General features: G+C 49.8%; 12 protein-coding genes. 5 read left to right on the top strand and 7 right to left on the bottom strand.

All coding sequences use genetic code 11. The features are described from left to right. Window positions 1-84: 84 nt before the first annotated feature. Window positions 85-1,017: a Fic family protein gene (locus BQ5456_RS08720; RefSeq protein WP_071129628.1), complete on the top strand. Its 933-nt coding sequence runs from the start codon at window positions 85-87 to the stop codon at window positions 1,015-1,017. A gap of 84 nt (window positions 1,018-1,101) precedes the next feature. Here the strand turns inward: BQ5456_RS08720 and BQ5456_RS08715 are convergent, their stop codons facing one another. From BQ5456_RS08715 to BQ5456_RS08695, 5 genes are all read right to left on the bottom strand, one after another. Then, the gene (locus tag BQ5456_RS08715; protein WP_083378448.1) at window positions 1,102-1,623 is read right to left on the bottom strand and encodes a hypothetical protein; all 522 of its coding nucleotides are present in this window, start codon (window positions 1,621-1,623) and stop codon (window positions 1,102-1,104) included. Window positions 1,624-1,681: 58 nt separating this feature from the next. Further along, entirely contained in the window at window positions 1,682-2,197 is a 516-nt protein-coding gene (locus tag BQ5456_RS08710; protein WP_143037072.1) for a hypothetical protein, read from the bottom strand. Window positions 2,198-2,261: 64 nt separating this feature from the next. After that, window positions 2,262-2,792, bottom strand: coding sequence for a hypothetical protein (locus BQ5456_RS08705; protein ID WP_143037071.1), 531 nt, complete (start codon window positions 2,790-2,792; stop codon window positions 2,262-2,264). A 64-nt stretch (window positions 2,793-2,856) separates the two neighbouring features. Continuing rightward, the gene (locus tag BQ5456_RS08700; RefSeq protein WP_071129625.1) at window positions 2,857-3,372 is read right to left on the bottom strand and encodes a hypothetical protein; all 516 of its coding nucleotides are present in this window, start codon (window positions 3,370-3,372) and stop codon (window positions 2,857-2,859) included. Between the two features lie 11 nt (window positions 3,373-3,383). After that, window positions 3,384-6,137 carry a MucBP domain-containing protein gene (locus BQ5456_RS08695; RefSeq protein ID WP_071129624.1) on the bottom strand — a complete coding sequence of 918 codons (2,754 nt, stop codon included), beginning with the start codon at window positions 6,135-6,137 and terminating at the stop codon, window positions 3,384-3,386. Window positions 6,138-6,667: 530 nt separating this feature from the next. On the opposite strand from BQ5456_RS08695, the gene BQ5456_RS08690 reads away from it, so the two are divergent. Beyond that, window positions 6,668-7,831: a sensor histidine kinase gene (locus tag BQ5456_RS08690; RefSeq protein WP_071129623.1), complete on the top strand. Its 1,164-nt coding sequence runs from the start codon at window positions 6,668-6,670 to the stop codon at window positions 7,829-7,831. Next, window positions 7,821-8,492 carry a response regulator transcription factor gene (locus tag BQ5456_RS08685; RefSeq protein WP_071129622.1) on the top strand — a complete coding sequence of 224 codons (672 nt, stop codon included), beginning with the start codon at window positions 7,821-7,823 and terminating at the stop codon, window positions 8,490-8,492. The genes BQ5456_RS08690 and BQ5456_RS08685 overlap by 11 nt, the downstream gene beginning before the upstream one ends. 135 nt (window positions 8,493-8,627) lie before the next feature. On the opposite strand, the gene BQ5456_RS08680 is transcribed toward BQ5456_RS08685, so the two are convergent. Beyond that, the gene (locus tag BQ5456_RS08680; protein WP_083378447.1) at window positions 8,628-13,205 is read right to left on the bottom strand and encodes an acyl-CoA dehydratase activase-related protein; all 4,578 of its coding nucleotides are present in this window, start codon (window positions 13,203-13,205) and stop codon (window positions 8,628-8,630) included. A gap of 81 nt (window positions 13,206-13,286) precedes the next feature. On the opposite strand from BQ5456_RS08680, the gene BQ5456_RS10610 reads away from it, so the two are divergent. Further along, window positions 13,287-14,243 carry a TetR/AcrR family transcriptional regulator gene (locus tag BQ5456_RS10610; RefSeq protein WP_235858565.1) on the top strand — a complete coding sequence of 319 codons (957 nt, stop codon included), beginning with the start codon at window positions 13,287-13,289 and terminating at the stop codon, window positions 14,241-14,243. Window positions 14,244-14,250: 7 nt separating this feature from the next. Beyond that, window positions 14,251-15,837, top strand: coding sequence for an aspartate:alanine exchanger family transporter (locus tag BQ5456_RS08670; protein ID WP_205407896.1), 1,587 nt, complete (start codon window positions 14,251-14,253; stop codon window positions 15,835-15,837). Window positions 15,838-15,936: 99 nt separating this feature from the next. Here BQ5456_RS08670 and BQ5456_RS08665 read toward each other — a convergent pair whose 3' ends face one another. Further along, window positions 15,937-16,926: a bifunctional riboflavin kinase/FAD synthetase gene (locus BQ5456_RS08665; protein WP_071129620.1), complete on the bottom strand. Its 990-nt coding sequence runs from the start codon at window positions 16,924-16,926 to the stop codon at window positions 15,937-15,939. Window positions 16,927-16,928 lie beyond the last annotated feature (2 nt).

Genomic DNA, 16,928 nt, shown 5'->3' with positions numbered 1-16,928 from the left:
CCTTATCTTTACCTGTCCTCCTTGAAATCTTTACTTTTTGCTACTTTCTTGCTGTAATAAGTAAAGATTTTGGAGGTGTTTGCCGTGTACGACTACGAGGGTCTCAACCAGAAACTTGCAGAACAAGGCTTGAAAAAATCTGAGCTGACTGCAATCCTGAAAATCTCCTCGCGCACTATCGCCAAAATCGCGAAGGGAGAAAAGCTGGCAGACCAGGTGATGGACAAGCTATGTAGCTATTTTTCCTGCAGCAAAGAGGATCTGTGCCGCCCAGTCTCCCCTAACCCCGTCCTCCAACGGCTGAGAGAAGAAAAGGAGCACCGGATGCCCGGCGGGCTGTACCATGAGTTGCAAATCCGCATGACTTACAACTCTAACCACATTGAGGGCAGTACCCTCAGCGAGGAGCAGACCAGACGGATTTTTGAAACCAACACTCTGGGAGCTGAGGACCACCTAGAAGTTGATGACATCATCGAAACCGTTAACCATTTCCGCGCTATTGATTACTGCATCGAGGTGGCGGAAGAACCGCTCAGTGAAGAGCTTATTAAGCATCTTCACTATCTGTTGAAAATAAGGACGCAAGCGGAGAGGCTTTCCTGGTTTCAAATCGGAGATTACAAGCAGCGCCCCAATGTGGTGGGCGGCAGCAAAACCAGCGCACCTAAAGAGGTGCCCGCCGCTATGAAAGCGCTAATAGCTGCCAACCTGGAAAAAGAAAATGTATCCCTAGCGGACATCGTTGAGTTTCACTACCGGTTTGAAAAAATCCACCCTTTTCAGGATGGAAATGGGCGCGTAGGACGGTTGATTGCCTTTAAGGAATGCTTAAAACACAATCTGGTTCCTTTTATTATTGAAGATCGTAAAAAGTATTACTATTATCGCGGCTTAAAAGAATACGAACCGCAACCAGGATTCCTGCTTGATACCTGTTTAGATGGGCAAGATACTTTCCGCGCCCTCCTAGAACTTTTTGAAATCGAAACTCCCCCTAGCACCCAGGGGGAATAGCAAATAAAGATTTTTTCTGCGGCAGCATCGGGGATAAAAAGCCACCGCGCCTAATCATGCATTCCAAAAGCCGTGAGGATGTCGCTAGTTAAATCTGTCTTTATTAACCCAATCGTAAATCCACTGCAAATTAATCAACGGCTCCGGCTGCGCATCAACCACCGGCTGAACAGTACGAAAAATATCCCGCTTAACTGCCGAAACATCGACAGGTTTAGAAGAACTCTTAAGAGTTTTCTGATTCCATACCGATATCAATCTAAATCTTTTATCAAACGTATAAAGCGAAAAGTTGCCATCATCATACGAGTATTCTTCCGAAAAGAGATAAGCAAAGTTAGCGCCTTCATCCCTTCCATATTTATTATTGTAGATATTTCTATAGCCGTCGTAATCGTACCTTATCCCTTTAATATCCGGGGTGTATATCCAGTCGAGGTTACGCGTAACTTCCATAAGAACCGGCTCCACCTCAACCTTATGAGGAGTGCGTTGGGCGTAATAAACCGAGTTTGATTTCAAATTAACAAACCCGTAACCCACCCCCAGCACAAAAACAATAAATCCGATGAAAACGGAAAGAACAACCTTCTTTAACACAGGCACCCAACCTTCCTACGGCATCCTTGAAAATCGCAAGTACGAAATGAACTCCTATCAAGATTTAGTTAAATTTGTCTTTATTTACCCAATCGTAAATCCACTGCAGATTAATCAACGGCTCCGGCTGGGCATCAATCACTGGCTGAACAGTACGATAAATATCCCGCTTCACCGCTGATAGATCAACAGGTTTAGAAGAATATTCGGCAATTCCCATTTGCCATACACTTATGAGCTTAAAATCTTTATTAAAATTATAAACTAAATCTCCCCCACCGTCATAATATCTATATCTTTCATCAGGGTAATAAGTAAACGCATAATCCCTCCCAGCGGAATCAATATTGTGAATTATATTATTTCCATCAAAATCGTAGCTTATGCCCTTGATGTCAGGATTCGAAACCCAAGGTAAATTACGCACCAGTTCCATAAGAACAGGCTCCACCCCGGCTTTATGCGGAGTACGCTGAGCATAATAAACCGAGTTAGATTTCAAATTAAAAAACCCGTACCCCACGCCCAGTACAATAAGAATAAACCCAATAAAAACCGAAAGCACAACTTTCTTCAGCACAGGCACCCCACCTCCCTACAGCGATCCTTGAAAATCGCAAATATGCAATAAAATCCCGCGACTTTTAATTAAATCGATCCTTATTGACCCAATCATAAATCCACTGCAAATTAATCAACGGCTCCGGCTGCGCATCAATCACCGGCTGAACAGCCTTGTAAATTTCGCGTATCAATTCAGCTCGATCTATGTGTTTTAATGGAATTTTACCCTTTTCTCTATCGGTTACCCTTAATAAGGTAAATCGGTCATCAAAAGCATAAACAACAAACTTCTTACTTCCATACTCACGCCAATACAAATAAGAAGGATCGGAGGAACACGCAAATATTGCCAGTTTCGTACCATCTTGATAATTTTTGTTGTAGATAGATTTACCTCCGTCGTAATCGTACTTTATCCCTTTAATATCCGGGGTGTAGATCCAGTCGAGGTTACGCGTAACTTCCATAAGAACCGGCTCCACCCCAACCTTATGAGGAGTGCGTTGGGCATAATAAACCGAGTTTGATTTCAAATTAAAAAACCCATACCCCAGCGCCAGCACAAAAACCATAAACCCGATAAAAACCGAGAGCACAACTTTCTTCAACACAGGCACCACACCTCCCCACAGCGATCCTTAAAAAGCTAAACCACAAAACAAATCGTGACGATTATTAGTTAAATCTGTCTTTATTAACCCAATCGTAAATCCACTGCAGATTAATCAACGGCTCCGGCTGCGCATCAATCACCGGCTGAACAGTACGATAAATATCCCTTTTCACTTGTGAAATATCGCTAATTTTAGTTACATGTTTACTGGTTTTACTATTCCATATATTTATAAATCTAAATTGTTTATCAAAATTATAGACAATAGCTCCGCCACCATCATAATATCTATAGGTTTCATCATAATAATATTCAAGAGCTGTCGTCCGCCCGGCGGAATTAGTATTTTTAATTAGATTAGTTCCATCAAAATCGTACTCAATCCCTTTAAGTCCAGGAATCGACGTCCACCATAGGTCACGGACTACCTCTATAAAAACTGGTTCTACTTCAGCTTTATGAGAAGTGCGTTGTGCATAGTACACCGAGTTTGATTTCAAATTAACAAACCCATATCCCGCCCCCAGCACAATAACCATAAATCCGATAAAAACCGTAAGAACTAATTTTTTTAACACAAGTATCCTTTCTATCTCCAAAACCGCTTGAAAAATCTTTTGACTGGTTTTACTATTTTATTTTTAAAGAAACGCCTAGCAGGTTTAACTACCTTATTTCTTACAAACCGCGCAGCTGGGCGAATAACTTTTGAATACATGGGTTTTATAACTGGCTTTACTAGCTTGTTATAGACCGGTTTAATTACGCGTCGATATATTGGTTTAATAACACGCTTACTAACATACTTGACTGCTGGCTTGATGATCTTATTCTTCATGTAGCGTACTGCCGGTTTAATCACCCGCCTGTAAAGGGGACGGATAATTTTCTTCTGCACGAACCTTACCACCGGCTTGATAACTTTTCGTACCACCGGTTTAAGGATCTTTTTTTCTGTAAAAGACCAGAGGGGTTTAACCACGCGCCTATAGATAGGTTTTACCACATACTTGCTAAGGGGCTTGACAAAATACTTTTTAACCTGTGCAACGAAGCCCGCCGCCAATTTTCCTATGTATTTTTTTAGATTTTTGTAAAGAATCTTCAGCTGCTCTTTAAGTCTTTTGAATAAAGTTAACCCCACTAAGGCGGCACCACCAAGAGTGAAAGCTGCTAGCAGAATGTTAAGTTTCTCTTGTTCTTGGGGGGAAAGATGTGAGCCGGCCTGCTCTTTAAGGACTTCCCGGTAAAGCCGCTCTCTTTCAGCAGCCAAATTTTCCATACCGTAGTACTGGCTGATTGCTTTATCTAAGGGAAGATTTCTGAACTCAGGATGGTAGTGAAAGATAATCGAATCAATATCGGTATTTCGATCCTTCTTATCAATGTTAGTGAGCACGTCCCCGGTCAGGGAGTTGAGTTGGAAAAAATTATCTCGCGGACTAACTCCTAAGAAAATGCCAGGAGATACCCCCGCAATCCACTTTAAACGCTCCTTATCGGGACTGCTCTTCTCAGCAGAAGCAAGAGTGGTCGCAAAATGCGGAAAATCAATAATGTACTGATTATTATAATGCACATCCCTTAAAGTATCGTAGATTTCCCCATAGTTTCTTACCTTGGGTTTATCACCAAAATCATTTACTAATGATTGCAGCTCGTTATTTTTGTACACCGGGTAAGCAATAGCATTAGCGATAAAATGGTATCTTTTACGACTGTCCTTCGGATATTTTTTACTTGCTTGCCTACTAATTTCCTCAATATAGTCGAGGAATAGTTTTTTCTTTTCTTTTGTCATCCCGGTATTAACCAAGAAAGGATCACGGGGTCGCTTGGATTTGTTAGTTGAAGCACTATGCCCCGATTTTTTTGCGGGCCTCTTATTAGTTAGAACCTTTTGGGGACGCGGTTTCACCGGGGAAAGGCTCCGCCCCTGCCGGTTGAAATAATACCAGTTAGGGGGCTGATTACGACTGGTATAAAAGGGTGGTGAATGCTGGGGGCGCGCCGGCGCACTTCCAGTTTTACCCATATTGTGAGAAGCGTTTTCTTGGATGGGCGAATAGATAAACCTCACCCGCGGACGATAAGTATCGCTGAGCTCTTTTTCGATATTTACCAGCCGATATTTTTCAATAGCAGGCGCAGAAAAACTGTAACTTTCCCCGATAAATCCCTTGAACCGTTCTTCCGGTTTAAGGTTAAGCCCCTTAGTATCCACATAATTAACTGAAATATGCTGCCGCAGTCGCGGGGTAATTTTAGCTTGTAGGCTAGAACCAAAAATATCGTATCTAACTGCTACGGGATATAGATAAGAGTTATTCACCCGTTGCGGAGCAGGGGAATAAAAAATATAATTGAAACTTGACAGGAAACCAGCACCTAAATATCCGCCACGAGGAAGATCGGCCGAACCGTTAAGATTAACCGCTCCCCTGGTAGTGTCATAAATGATTCCGTTATTCTTCACCAGATGAGAATCAGGTGGAATAATCTCAACAAGATTAGCTAAGTCTGTTTCAACACCTTGAGCTGAATCAATATCGGTGGAAATAAAACTGACAACAACCGGCTGCTCCACCTGACTGCCATGCCGAACTATCTGATAACGCAAGCCCAGATTACTCGCATTATCATACAAAACCGCAATAGAGTTCCCACTAGCACCCGAGAAAAACTGTTCCCCGATAAAACCCAGACCTTTCACTTTGCTATTCGCAAACCCCGAATTAGCCTCCCAATCCTCTTTATCTGAGCCGGTCACCGTCCAAATCAAATCAAGGTCAATGCCCGACCGGGTTTTACCCACATAAGTAATCCTGCCAGAATCGCCATCATTGATCCGGAAGGCCTTCACCCGAGCATTCGGAACGTCATTAGGAAAAGTCGAAAAATCAAAATCCCCAAGAATTTGCCCTTTAATCAGTTCGACCCCGGTGCGAGAAGACCAATGCAAGCCCTCGGGAGACAGAAAATTATCATCAGTAAGATTATCTGCAACCAGAGAAATCGTTATGTCCTTAAAGTAGCCAATTCCCTTGGCAGAGCGATTAAAATCCCCAAGAACATTTACTTCCTCAATAACCGGATCCCGGTTATCACTAGTGGAATCAACATCCTGCACTGGAATCGAAGGGCTACCCGCTTCTCCGATAATGACGCCACGTTCCGGGTTTCCAGAACCAACAGATACCCTGCTGTTCGTCGTGCTTGCAGCAGCAGACCCTGCACCCGCTGCAGACGAATTCCTATCAACAGCAAAAGCAACCGGAACACTCAGCCAATAACCGAAAAAAACCAGTATCAGCGAGATTACGGCAAGTCGATTTTTTCTCATATTTTCTCCACTGAAAGCGTGTTAAACAGGCACTTTAGGCGCATAAGTAGACAGATTCCCGGTTAGCAATCAAAACACTCACAACCGGGGTTGCAGTTTTTGCTACGACAATTCTGGTAGTCATGTTTCCCTGCACTTTCTTTGGTAGCTATGGGTCTTTTCAAATTAACGGCACACAATGGCAAATAGATACCGACAAATGTCGGTCAGTTATACCGACATTCGTCGGTATCGAAAGTATTGGGCATATACATAGGCTAAGAACGGCAAATCATTCTAAAAGAGAAGGAAAAACATGAGTATTTCAACTATTACAGCTGCGGTTGGAGCCCTCGCCTTTGCCCTATCGTCATCCCCGGTTGCAACGTATGAACCGCCTGTTATTGAGCAGCTGCATCCCAGGGTTGCAACTGCCATCAGAACAGATATTCAGCCCCAATATGTGCCACCACTCATCTGTAAACTATTTCCCAACCTGCGCGGATGCGAAAAGTATCGACCTCGCTAAGCATTTAATATATTTTTGAGGCATGCTTGCTTCCTTATTTCCCAGCTATCGACATTACCCGGTGATACAGCCACTGGTTTTTGGGTTATCGTCAGTTTTCCTGCTGATACTGGACACAATTTCGGTGCTAATGGGGCAGCAACCAGTTTCCACAAAAAGTATCTGTTTCACCCTCATCCTGATTGCCGTGTTTATGGCTGCAGGTTGGTTCCAGCCATTTGAGTTCATTTTTATTGCCTGCTATCTCCTTTTTAACCTGTTGAATCTGATTGATGGTTACGGGGTGGTGGTTCTTGATCTCGACATTTTACTGGTGTTTTGGCTGATACGATCCTGGATTGCCCCAGCAGTCTTAGTACTGTTACTAGAGGGAGTAATTTCCGTAGCGGTCAGTGCTACGCCCAGCCTCCAAGCGTTTAGCTCCGCATTAATCGCGGTTATAGTCTTGGTTATTGGACTGGCGTTACGCTGGCAAAACGCGCGCCGGATTCTGGCAGAACACGACAGAGAGCAAATACGTAAAAGCACTGCTCAAACCCGTAAAGAGCTCGCTCGCCAACTACACGATACTACTGCCAAAGACCTGGCCCATGTGACCGTACTTGCCCAAGATATTGCGGTACGGCACCCCGAGCTGAGCAGCGAGATGAATCCGCTAGTGAAAGCCGCCACTAAGGCTTCAAGAAGAATTCGTCCCATGATCCTCTCGATCGACACTGCGGCCAGCAAAACTCCCCTATCTGAAGTAGTTCAGCAAGTAAAAAGAATGTTACAAACTCGCAGCATCACTCTCGATACGGTGTTACCCGAAAATTTAGATAATGCACTAAGCCGGCAACAGCTCCTCACCGGAGCATTGGCAATCAGAGAATGTTCCTCAAATATCTTGAAATATGCACCCGCAGCTTCGGAGGCAAACCTGATTATCGAGCTACAAGACAAGCAGAAAGAACTCACCATCTCACTGAGTAACGAGATTGCAGACACCCCGGCCACTACCGGAATCAGCAGCGGTTACGGCCTTGCGAACCTCGACAGCAAGATTCGAGAGGAAGGGGGAACTATGGAAATAACTAACCTGGGTGGTCAGTGGCTAACCTACATCGTTTTACCTGCCCAAAAGCACAAACCTAAAAACCTATCAGTGGAAAATACCAGCGACGAGGGAGCCCCCAGTGAACAGTAAAAACGAAATCCGAATCCTCCTAGCCGATGATGACCAGATTATCCGGGACGGCCTCGCTCATTTATTGAACGCCCAAGACGGATTGCAAGTAGTCGCCACTGCCGAAAACGGAGCTGAAGTATTCTCGCTATTAGCTTTACACCGGATAGATGTCGCCCTACTGGATGTGGATATGCCGGTGATTAGCGGGATAGAAGCAGCTCGCCGCATCAGCCGCGAACACCCAGAAATCACGATTGTTATGCTCACCGCCTTCGAACACGAAGAATCTCTAGGCCAAGCAATCGGAGCCAGAGTACGCGGTTTCCTCACCAAAGACATTCCCGCCCCAGAACTCGCAGAGCTGATTCGGAAAGCCCACGCCGGTCAGCAGGTAATGGCGCCGCGCCCCACCGAAATCCTGACAGCCGCCTACGCGCAAACCCAAGACAATAGGGAACAATACGCCGATTTTATTGATGCGGTTGCTACTCTGCCAGCTCATCTGCGCCCCACATTTCGGCTTTTACTCAAGGCTTTCACCAACAAGAACATTTCCCGGCAAACCAAGCTCAAAGAAGCCACCGTGCGATCCTATGTTTCCGATATCCTCAGCCACACCGGTTGCGCAACCCGCGGCGAACTGGCTATTACCGCCGTGAAAGCTGGGATTAGAGAATAACCAGCCCGCTTTCTTCCCGCTGTTCCCGGTATCTTCAGAAAAACTGGACGCACCCCTGCGCGCTGCTGGCATGGGGGTTAATATCGGTATTACCGGGGTCACAACGGGGTGTCCTCGGCTAGTAGTTCACCAGTTTTAGCGCGCGGCACTCACCGGGGTAATCGGCAGGGAACGCCTACCTGCGGGGCTGACTTGCATCTCAGAATTCCATTGCACTCCGCTACCACACGAGGACGCGCATCCGCATCCTGCCCCACTCGCGTCCTCGGGCATATCCTCGAAATCATCAGCCACTTCTTCGCCGCGCAAGGCAGTCGCAATCATCAACTTGATCCGGTTTAGCTGATTAACTTCCGAGGCGCCCGGATCATAATCGACTGCCACCACATTGGCTTCCGGGTAGCGGTTGCGTAGAGCGCGGAACATTCCCTTGCCAATCACATGATTCGGCAGGCAGCCAAAAGGCTGGGCGCAAATAATGTTGGGGCAGCCATGCTCAATCATGTCCACCATTTCCGCGGTCAAATACCAGCCTTCACCAGCCTGATTACCCATGCCTGCAATATCGACAGAACGAGCCGCCATATCTTTGATTCGCCGGTGCATCTCGAACTTGCCGTTCGTTTTGGCGAAAGCCCGGCGAATCGCGTCCTCATAGCGCTCCAGCGCCCACAGACCCGCATCCATCCCTAACTTAACTTTGCGGGAATTACCCATTTCGTCCCGCTCAAAGTTTCCGCTGGCCAGGGAGTAATGGAAAAACTGGATTAGGGTGGGCAGTTCGGCTTCGCAACCCTCTTCCTCAATCACCCGGACTGCGTGATTATTAGCATCCGGGTGGAACTTCACCAGGATTTCCCCCACCAAACCAACCCGGGGGCGGCGCGGCTCATCATTTAACGCAAAAGCATCGAACTCTTTGACACATTCCTTAATCAGGCGGGAATAGCTGAGGCGACCGCCCCAAGTGGCCGAGTATTTTCCAGCCGCAAACCATTCCTGGATAATCTGATCCCAACGCCGATAAAGCTCCATCGCTGAGCCTTTCACCAGCTCATAGGGACGCACCCGCAAAAGCATGGTTTGCAACATGTCCCCTAAGCAGATAGCTTGCAAAATCCGGTGGATTTCCGACCAAGAAAGTTGGAATCCCGGATTTTCTTCAATGCCTTGCACCGAGGCGGCAATAACCGGCACCTGCGGATATCCGGCATCCCGCAACCCTTTACGGAGCAGGGACGCGTAGTTGGTTGCCCGGCACATTCCTCCGGTCTGCGAAATCGCCACCGCAGTTTTATCTGGGTTGGCACGCCCGGAAGTAAACTCTTCAATCAGCTGCCCAATCACCACAATCGCGGGGTAGCAAGAATCGTTGTTCACGAACTTGAGGCCAGTTTCCATCGATTCGCGGGAAGTATGTTCCAGCAAACGCACATTCAAACCAGCGCGGCGCACCACCGGTTGCGCCAAGCGGAACTGGATAGGCGCCATTTGGGGAACCAGAATCTCCCAACCATCTTTGCGCATCTGCTCGGTGAACTGGGCATGTACCTGCACATGTCCGGCTTTCGCCAGGCGGGCTTCTTCTTCCGCCGCTTCGGCTGCCGGATCTATGCGGGTAGGAACTGCCGATTCTTCTGCCTGGCTTGGCGCCGCATCGGGGTCACCGATCCGATCCGCACTGGGATAGGTAAGCACCGTGGAGCTTTGCCGCTCCCGAGTGGCCGCATCTAGCGAACGCAGCCGAATCCGGGCGGCTCCCAGGTTGGAAACCTCATCAATCTTGAGGACGGTGTGAACGTCTCCGCGCCCCTCCAAAATCTCTTGCACCTGGTCAGCAGTAATCGCGTCCACACCGCAACCAAACGAGTTCAGTTGCACCAATTCCAAATCGGGTTCGTCACCCACCCGAGCCGCGGCCTCGTAAAGCCGAGAATGGTAAGCCCACTGGTCACGCACCCGCAAAGGGCGCTCCAAGCGACCATCTACCACCGAATCCTCGGTAAACACCGCCATTCCCAAACCGATAATCAGTTCCGGAATCCCGTGGTTAACTTCCGGATCCAGGTGATAGGGGCGTCCTGCCAGCACAATCCCGCGCACCCCGTTTTCACGAATCCACGCTAAAGCTTCCCGACCTTTCTCCCGGATTTCTGCCTTGACGGCGGCGTCCTCTTCCCAGGCCGCATCCAGGGCGGCTTTGGCTTCTGCCTCGGTCACGTTCCAGTCAGCGAATACTTCTGCAATCCGTTTAGGCAGGAACTCTCGATTCCCCAGGTTCAAGAACGGGCTGATGAGGCGGACGTCGCTGTCTTGCACCGACTCCATATTGTTGCGGATAACCTCGGGATAGGTACCCACGACCGGACAGTTAAAGCAGTTATCGGTGCCTTCCACCAGTTGTTGTTCATAAATCACCGAGGGATAAAAAATAGTTTTTATCCCTTTCTTCAGTAAGGACTCGATATGGCCATGCACCAGTTTCGCGGGGTAACAGATATTTTCAGACGGAATCGACTCCATCCCGGTTTCAAACAGGTCGTGGTTAGAGCGCCCCGACACCATCACCCTAAATCCCAGCTTGGTGAGCATGGTGAACCACAGCGGATAGTTTTCGTACATATTGAGCACCCGGGGAATCCCAATATCCCCACGGAACGCCTGCTTTTCGGTCAAGCGGCGGTACCCGAAAATCCGCTTATATTTCCAATCGAACAAGTTCGGCAGCGCCGACTTCTTCGGCACTTTCTCTAGGGAGGCACCGCGTTCACAGCGATTCCCCGACACGTGTCGCTCCCCGTTCGAGAAAGTAGAAATGGTCATCTGGCAGTGGTTTTGACAGAGCCGACAGGTCTTGCGAGTGGTCTCTACCTGGAATTTCTCCAAGTCTTCCAGGGTTGCCAGGGTGGACTCCCCTTGCCCGTCATCGCTTTGTTTGGCAATCAAAGCCGCCCCATAAGCGCCCATCAAACCGGCGATATTGGGACGCACCACTTCCCGCTTAGTTAGCAGCTCGAAAGCGCGCAGCACCGCATCGTTAAGGAAAGTTCCCCCCTGGACAACTACCTTTTCGCCCAGTTCTTCAGGGGTTTTGAGTTTAATAACTTTATAGAGGGCATTGCGCACCACCGAATAAGACAGCCCGGCAGCAATATCTTTCGGGCTCGCTCCCTCCTTTTGTGCCTGCTTTACCGAGGAGTTCATAAATACGGTGCAGCGCGTCCCCAAATCCACCGGCGCCTTAGCGTCCACCGCATCGGCGGCAAAATTCTGCACACTGGTACCCATAGTGGCGGCAAAGGTCTGCAAGAAAGATCCGCACCCAGAAGAACAAGCTTCGTTCACCGAAATAGAATCCACGGCTCCGGAGCGAATCTTCAGATACTTCATATCTTGCCCGCCGATATCGATTACCGAAGACACCCCGGGCAGCAGGTCTTCAGCGGCGCGGAAATGCGCCATAGTTTCCACTTCCCCTTGCTCCAGGTTGAGGGCGGTTTTCACCAACCCCTCCCCATAACCAGTCGAGCAGGCGCGCCCAATATAGGCACCCTCAGGCAGTTCGGTGCGAATACGGCGCACAATCTCCACTGCCGCCGAAACCGGGTCGCCCTCGTTAGAGGCATAGTGGGTGAACACAATCCGTTTATCCTGGTCAATCACGACCGCTTTAATAGTGGTGGATCCGGAATCTACCCCCAAGAAACAGCGCCCCCGCGCCTCGGATAGTGGTAGCTGCGGGATTACTTCTTTATCGTGGCGGGCGCGAAACTCAGCCAATTCTTCTTCATTCGCAAATAGGGGGCGCATCCGCTGGGAATCAGTATCGATTTTTCCGGTAGTCAGGTCAGTTATTAACTGCTGCAGGGGGCGCGATTCCCCTTTGTCAGCACTCAGCGCCGCCCCCAGCGCCACATATAGTTCGGCGTGTTCGGGGGTGAGGAAACTGTCGGCTTTAGGGAGCAGTTCCTCGTAGGCTTTGCGCAGGTTCGGGAGGAAGTGCAGCGGTCCGCCCAGGAACATTACGTTTCCGCGAATTGGGCGTCCGCAGGCCAGTCCCGCAATAGTTTGGGTGGCAACTGCCGTAAAGATTGAGGCTGCGAGGTCTTCGTGTGCCGCGCCCTCATTCAGTAGGGGCTGCAGGTCAGTTTTAGCGAATACTCCGCAGCGGGAGGCGATCGGATAGAGCTGATTGGCGTGCGCGGCCAGTTTGTCTAGTCCCGAGGCATCGGTGTGCAGCAAGGTGGCCATCTGGTCGATGAAAGCGCCGGTACCGCCGGCACAGGTGCCGTTCATGCGCTGCTCCGGGGTGGGATGGAGATAGGTAATTTTGGCGTCTTCCCCACCCAACTCGATAATCACATCAGTTTGCGGGTGAGTATCGCCGACTGCTTTGGTACCGGCGATAACTTCTTGCACGAACGGCACTTTCATGGCTCCGGCAACCGAGAGTCCGCCCGAACCGGTAACCGCAGCTTTTACGGTAATTCCCGGATGCTCCGCGTTAATATCGCGCAGCAAGCCCGCCAGTTCCCCGCGCACATCCGCATGGTGGCGGCGATAGTCGGAAAAAATCACCTGCCGCCCCGCAAGGAGCACTGCTTTTACGGTGGTGGAACCAATATCGATCCCTAGCCTTAACGCCTGCTCGCCTTCGCTTGCGGCAGCATTTTTTCCGCCCGCGATTTCAAAGGGGGCAGTAGTTTCACTCATGGTACCTCCCGGAGTTGTTGTCACCCCTCAAGCTAAGCTGAAAACGCTAAATTCACAGGGTGTTGAAATTAGAATAGGACTATGGGCATAAAGAAACATAAAAAGCACGTCAATCAGCAAGAACGCTCCGGAGCGCGAAAAAATGAAAGCCATGAGCGTTTCAACGGCGATGAATTAAGGGCAAAGAATTACGAAAGGAAAAAGTTCCCTAATTCTCCGCGTTTAGAAACAAGCAAGGAAAACTGGGACGCACAAAATGGCAAAATAAGCCGGCAAGAACCACAACACCAACTTCCTTCCGACGCCAAAGCCGGTGGCGAACACGCCCCTGCCCCGCAAAATCCCCCGCCCTCGTCCTCCCCCCAGAAAAATGACGCTAATTCAGCAGTTAAAGGACGAGGCCCGCGGGGAGCCCGCGGGAAAATGCGCGAACAAATCAAGAAAGTGGCAGAAAGTCAGTTCATTGCCCGCGGATACGATGGCACCACTATGCGTTCAATCGCTAAAGGGGCAGGGTGCGACCCGGCAATGGTCAGCTACTATTTCGGTTCTAAACAACGCTTATTTCGTGATTGCTTCGATCTGCCCCTAGATCCTTTGGAACAAATTTTGCAACTATGGGCACCAGGAATCGAGGGGGTAGCTGATCGGCTACTTGATTTTGCTTTCACCCTCTACGAAGAGCGCCTCACCAAGGATCGAATGAAAGCCCTGATGCGCGCGCTGATAACCGATGCGGAAACCACGCAGCGTTTCCGTGCCTATATCCGTGACAACCTGTTAAAAGGGGTAGCCCAGTTACTAGATGCGGTAGATCCGAAGCTAGATTCGGACACAAGACAGCTCCTTGAGGCTCGGTTTCAGACCCTGGTGGAGATTTTAATGTCCATGATCTACGGGGTGGCAACTATGCGTTATATCGTGCAGCTAGAGCCGGTGGCCTCTATGCCGCGCGAAGAGCTGCAAAGATCCCTCTCCCCGATCCTGCAAAGCCAAATCGAGAACCTGGCACACGAAGTATTCCCCTCGGTATCCTAAAGAGGTGATGCAAATACTAGCCTCTTCTCCTCTGCTGACTCTATTTCTAGTTATTGCCCTCGGCACCCTCTTTGGTTCGATTCCCTTCGGACCGCTAAAGTTTGGAGCAGCCGGAGCCTTATTCGTAGGTCTAGCAGCCGGCGCCCTTGACCCGAAACTTGGAGAAAATCTATCCCTGGTATCAGCCATCGGACTGGCACTATTTGTCTACACCATCGGTTTGGCCGCAGGTGCCTCTTTCTTCCGCGACCTGCGCAAGCAAGCTCCTCTGTTAATTGGGGCAGTTGCATTGATAGCCGTATACGCCCTGATTGTAGCTTTTGGCGGCAAAGCCTTGGGGCTCGGTTCTCCGCTACTGGGGGGAATGTTTGCAGGATCGCTCACTACCACCCCCGCTCTTGCTGCAGCTACCGATGCCGCGGGAGGAAGCACCCAGCCAGCAGTAGGATACGCGATTGCCTACCCGGTGGGTGTCATCGTCACCATGGTGGTAGTGACTGTATTAATGCGGATAAAACTCCCAGCAAAAAATGATCCCGATCCGGCTTCCGCAGCCGGGCTAGCTACCCAAACCATCCGGGTAGAAAACCCGATGCGAATCCAGGAAATACCCGGGATTGCCGAGGTAGTTGGCTCTGCAGAAGGCGGGCTCAGGATCTCTTATCTGCTGCGGGACGGCAAAATGCAGGTTGCGCATCCCGATGGAGAACTAAAGTCTGGGGATTTAGCGTTTCTAGTGGGAATCCCGGATACCGTTAAAACTGCGGGACAAGCATTGGGCAAGCCAATTGATGAAGATATTTCCAATGACCGCACCACTGTTAATTTTGGGCGCTTTACAGTTTCAAATAGCCGCCTGGTAGGAGTACCAGTCGCCAACTTGTTTTTACCGGCTCGTTTCCAATCACTGCTCACCCGGGTGCGCCGCGGCGACACCGATATGTTGGCTACTGCGGCTACTCGCTTGCAATTAGGTGACCGGGTGCTGGTGGTATATCCGGTAGAAAGAGAAAGTGATATCGCTAAAACTTTTGGGGATTCGGAACATAAAATCTCTGACATCGATTATCTGCCTTTTGGGCTGGGGATTGCAGCGGGAGTGGCTCTAGGCTTAATCACTATCCCGCTCGGATCCCTCGGCTCACTCGCACTGGGAGCAGCTGCCGGACCACTGGTAGTGGGATTAATATTAGGGCGCATAGACCGACTGGGACCGCTGGTTTTTTCTCTGGCGCCCTCGGCAAATAATATGTTGCGGCAAATGGGACTGGTACTTTTCCTGGCAGCAGTGGGCCTCTCTTCCGGGCAGGCCTTTGCCGCCAAAGCGTTTTCCTTGACCGGCATAAAAATTGGGTTGCTGTCAGCTGTCGGGATTGTGCCAGTGTTGGTGGCTCTGTGGCTACTCGGAAAATTCTTGGGACTTTCTACTGCCCGCATGGCCGGAGCAATAGCCGGTTTTGTAGGACAACCCGCGATCCTCAGCCACGTGCAAGCAACTATCCCAGATGAGCGCTGCGAATCCGGATATTCCGCGACCTTCGCCCTTGGAATCATCGCAAAAATCGTATTAGTGCAGATTGTAATGGCGCTGTAAGTCATCCGCGAGCCAGCCCTTACGTCAGCGGAAGTAAAAGCCGTCAAAGGCACAAACCGCCTCCGCAAGAACGCTTTACAGATTAGCCGGCCAGCACCGTTATAGTGCGGTTACCTCGTCAGGATCAACCCTTCCTGCCGGCGGAACCCCCAGGATTTCACTGCATGCGCGCAGGTCTTCATCCATTTGTGCCTGCAACTTTTCTACGCTTTCTAGTTTCAGCATTTCCCGCAGGCGGGCAATAAAATCGATCGCTATCGGTTCATCATAGAGATCAAGGTCAGCGCGCCCTAACACGTGGGCTTCTACCGTAGTTTTGGTTCCCGCAAACTGGGGATTAGTACCTACCGAGATTGCCGCTGGTAAATGCTCGACTGCGTTAGTTCCTGGCACGGATCGCACCAAATGCCCGGCATATACTCCATCGGCGGGAATCGCTAGCCCCTCGGTGCCTCCCAGATTGGCAGTCGGGAAACCCAGCAGCCGCCCGCGCCGAAAACCGCGCTCCACAACCCCGCGCAAGCGGAAATTCCGCCCTAAAATACGGGCAGCACCTTGGACATCACCGCTGGCCAAGCAAGCACGCACCCGGGTGGAGGAATAGCGGCGTGCATCCTGGTCAGTAATATCTGCTACCTCAATTACCTGAAAATCTTGGATAAGTCCCGCCTGGCGTAAAGTCTCAATATCGCCCCGGTTTCCCCGCCCGAAACGGACATCTTGCCCCACCACCAGTTCTTTAAGGTGCAGACCCTGTATAAAGTAACGGTCAATAAACCATTGCGGACTTTGATTTGCCAGCTCCCAGGTATAAGGCACCACCCAGGTGGCATCGAGCCCCAACGCCGCCATAGCGTCCAGACGGTCAGGAAGGGGCTGGATTAAGGGAGTAGGATTTTCCGGATGATGCAGCTGAGAAGGGTGGGGAGAAAAGGTAATCGCCACCGCTTTGAGCCCCGCACGCCGCGCCCGCTCTACCACGGTTTTTAAAATCCGGGTATGGCCTTTATGCACCCCGTCAAAAATCCCAATGGTGGCGACAGTGCGCTGGTCTTTTTCCAGTTGCGGAGCCGAAGTCCAGATTTCCACGG

It is taken from the genome of Varibaculum massiliense (assembly GCF_900106855.1).
GTDB lineage: Bacteria > Actinomycetota > Actinomycetes > Actinomycetales > Actinomycetaceae > Varibaculum > Varibaculum massiliense.
Note: the sequence above shows the minus strand (reverse complement) of the source record. Positions and strands in the feature narration are given on the sequence as shown.

Excerpts from the sequence above, each read along its gene's own strand:
- BQ5456_RS08695 (WP_071129624.1), bottom strand. The coding sequence starts at position 6,137 with ATGAGAAAAAATCGACTTGCCGTAATCTCGCTGATACTGGTTTTTTTC.
- BQ5456_RS08690 (WP_071129623.1), top strand. The coding sequence starts at position 6,668 with ATGCTTGCTTCCTTATTTCCCAGCTATCGACATTACCCGGTGATACAG.
- BQ5456_RS08680 (WP_083378447.1), bottom strand. The coding sequence starts at position 13,205 with ATGAGTGAAACTACTGCCCCCTTTGAAATCGCGGGCGGAAAAAATGCT.
- BQ5456_RS10610 (WP_235858565.1), top strand. The coding sequence starts at position 13,287 with ATGGGCATAAAGAAACATAAAAAGCACGTCAATCAGCAAGAACGCTCC.
- BQ5456_RS08670 (WP_205407896.1), top strand. The coding sequence starts at position 14,251 with ATGCAAATACTAGCCTCTTCTCCTCTGCTGACTCTATTTCTAGTTATT.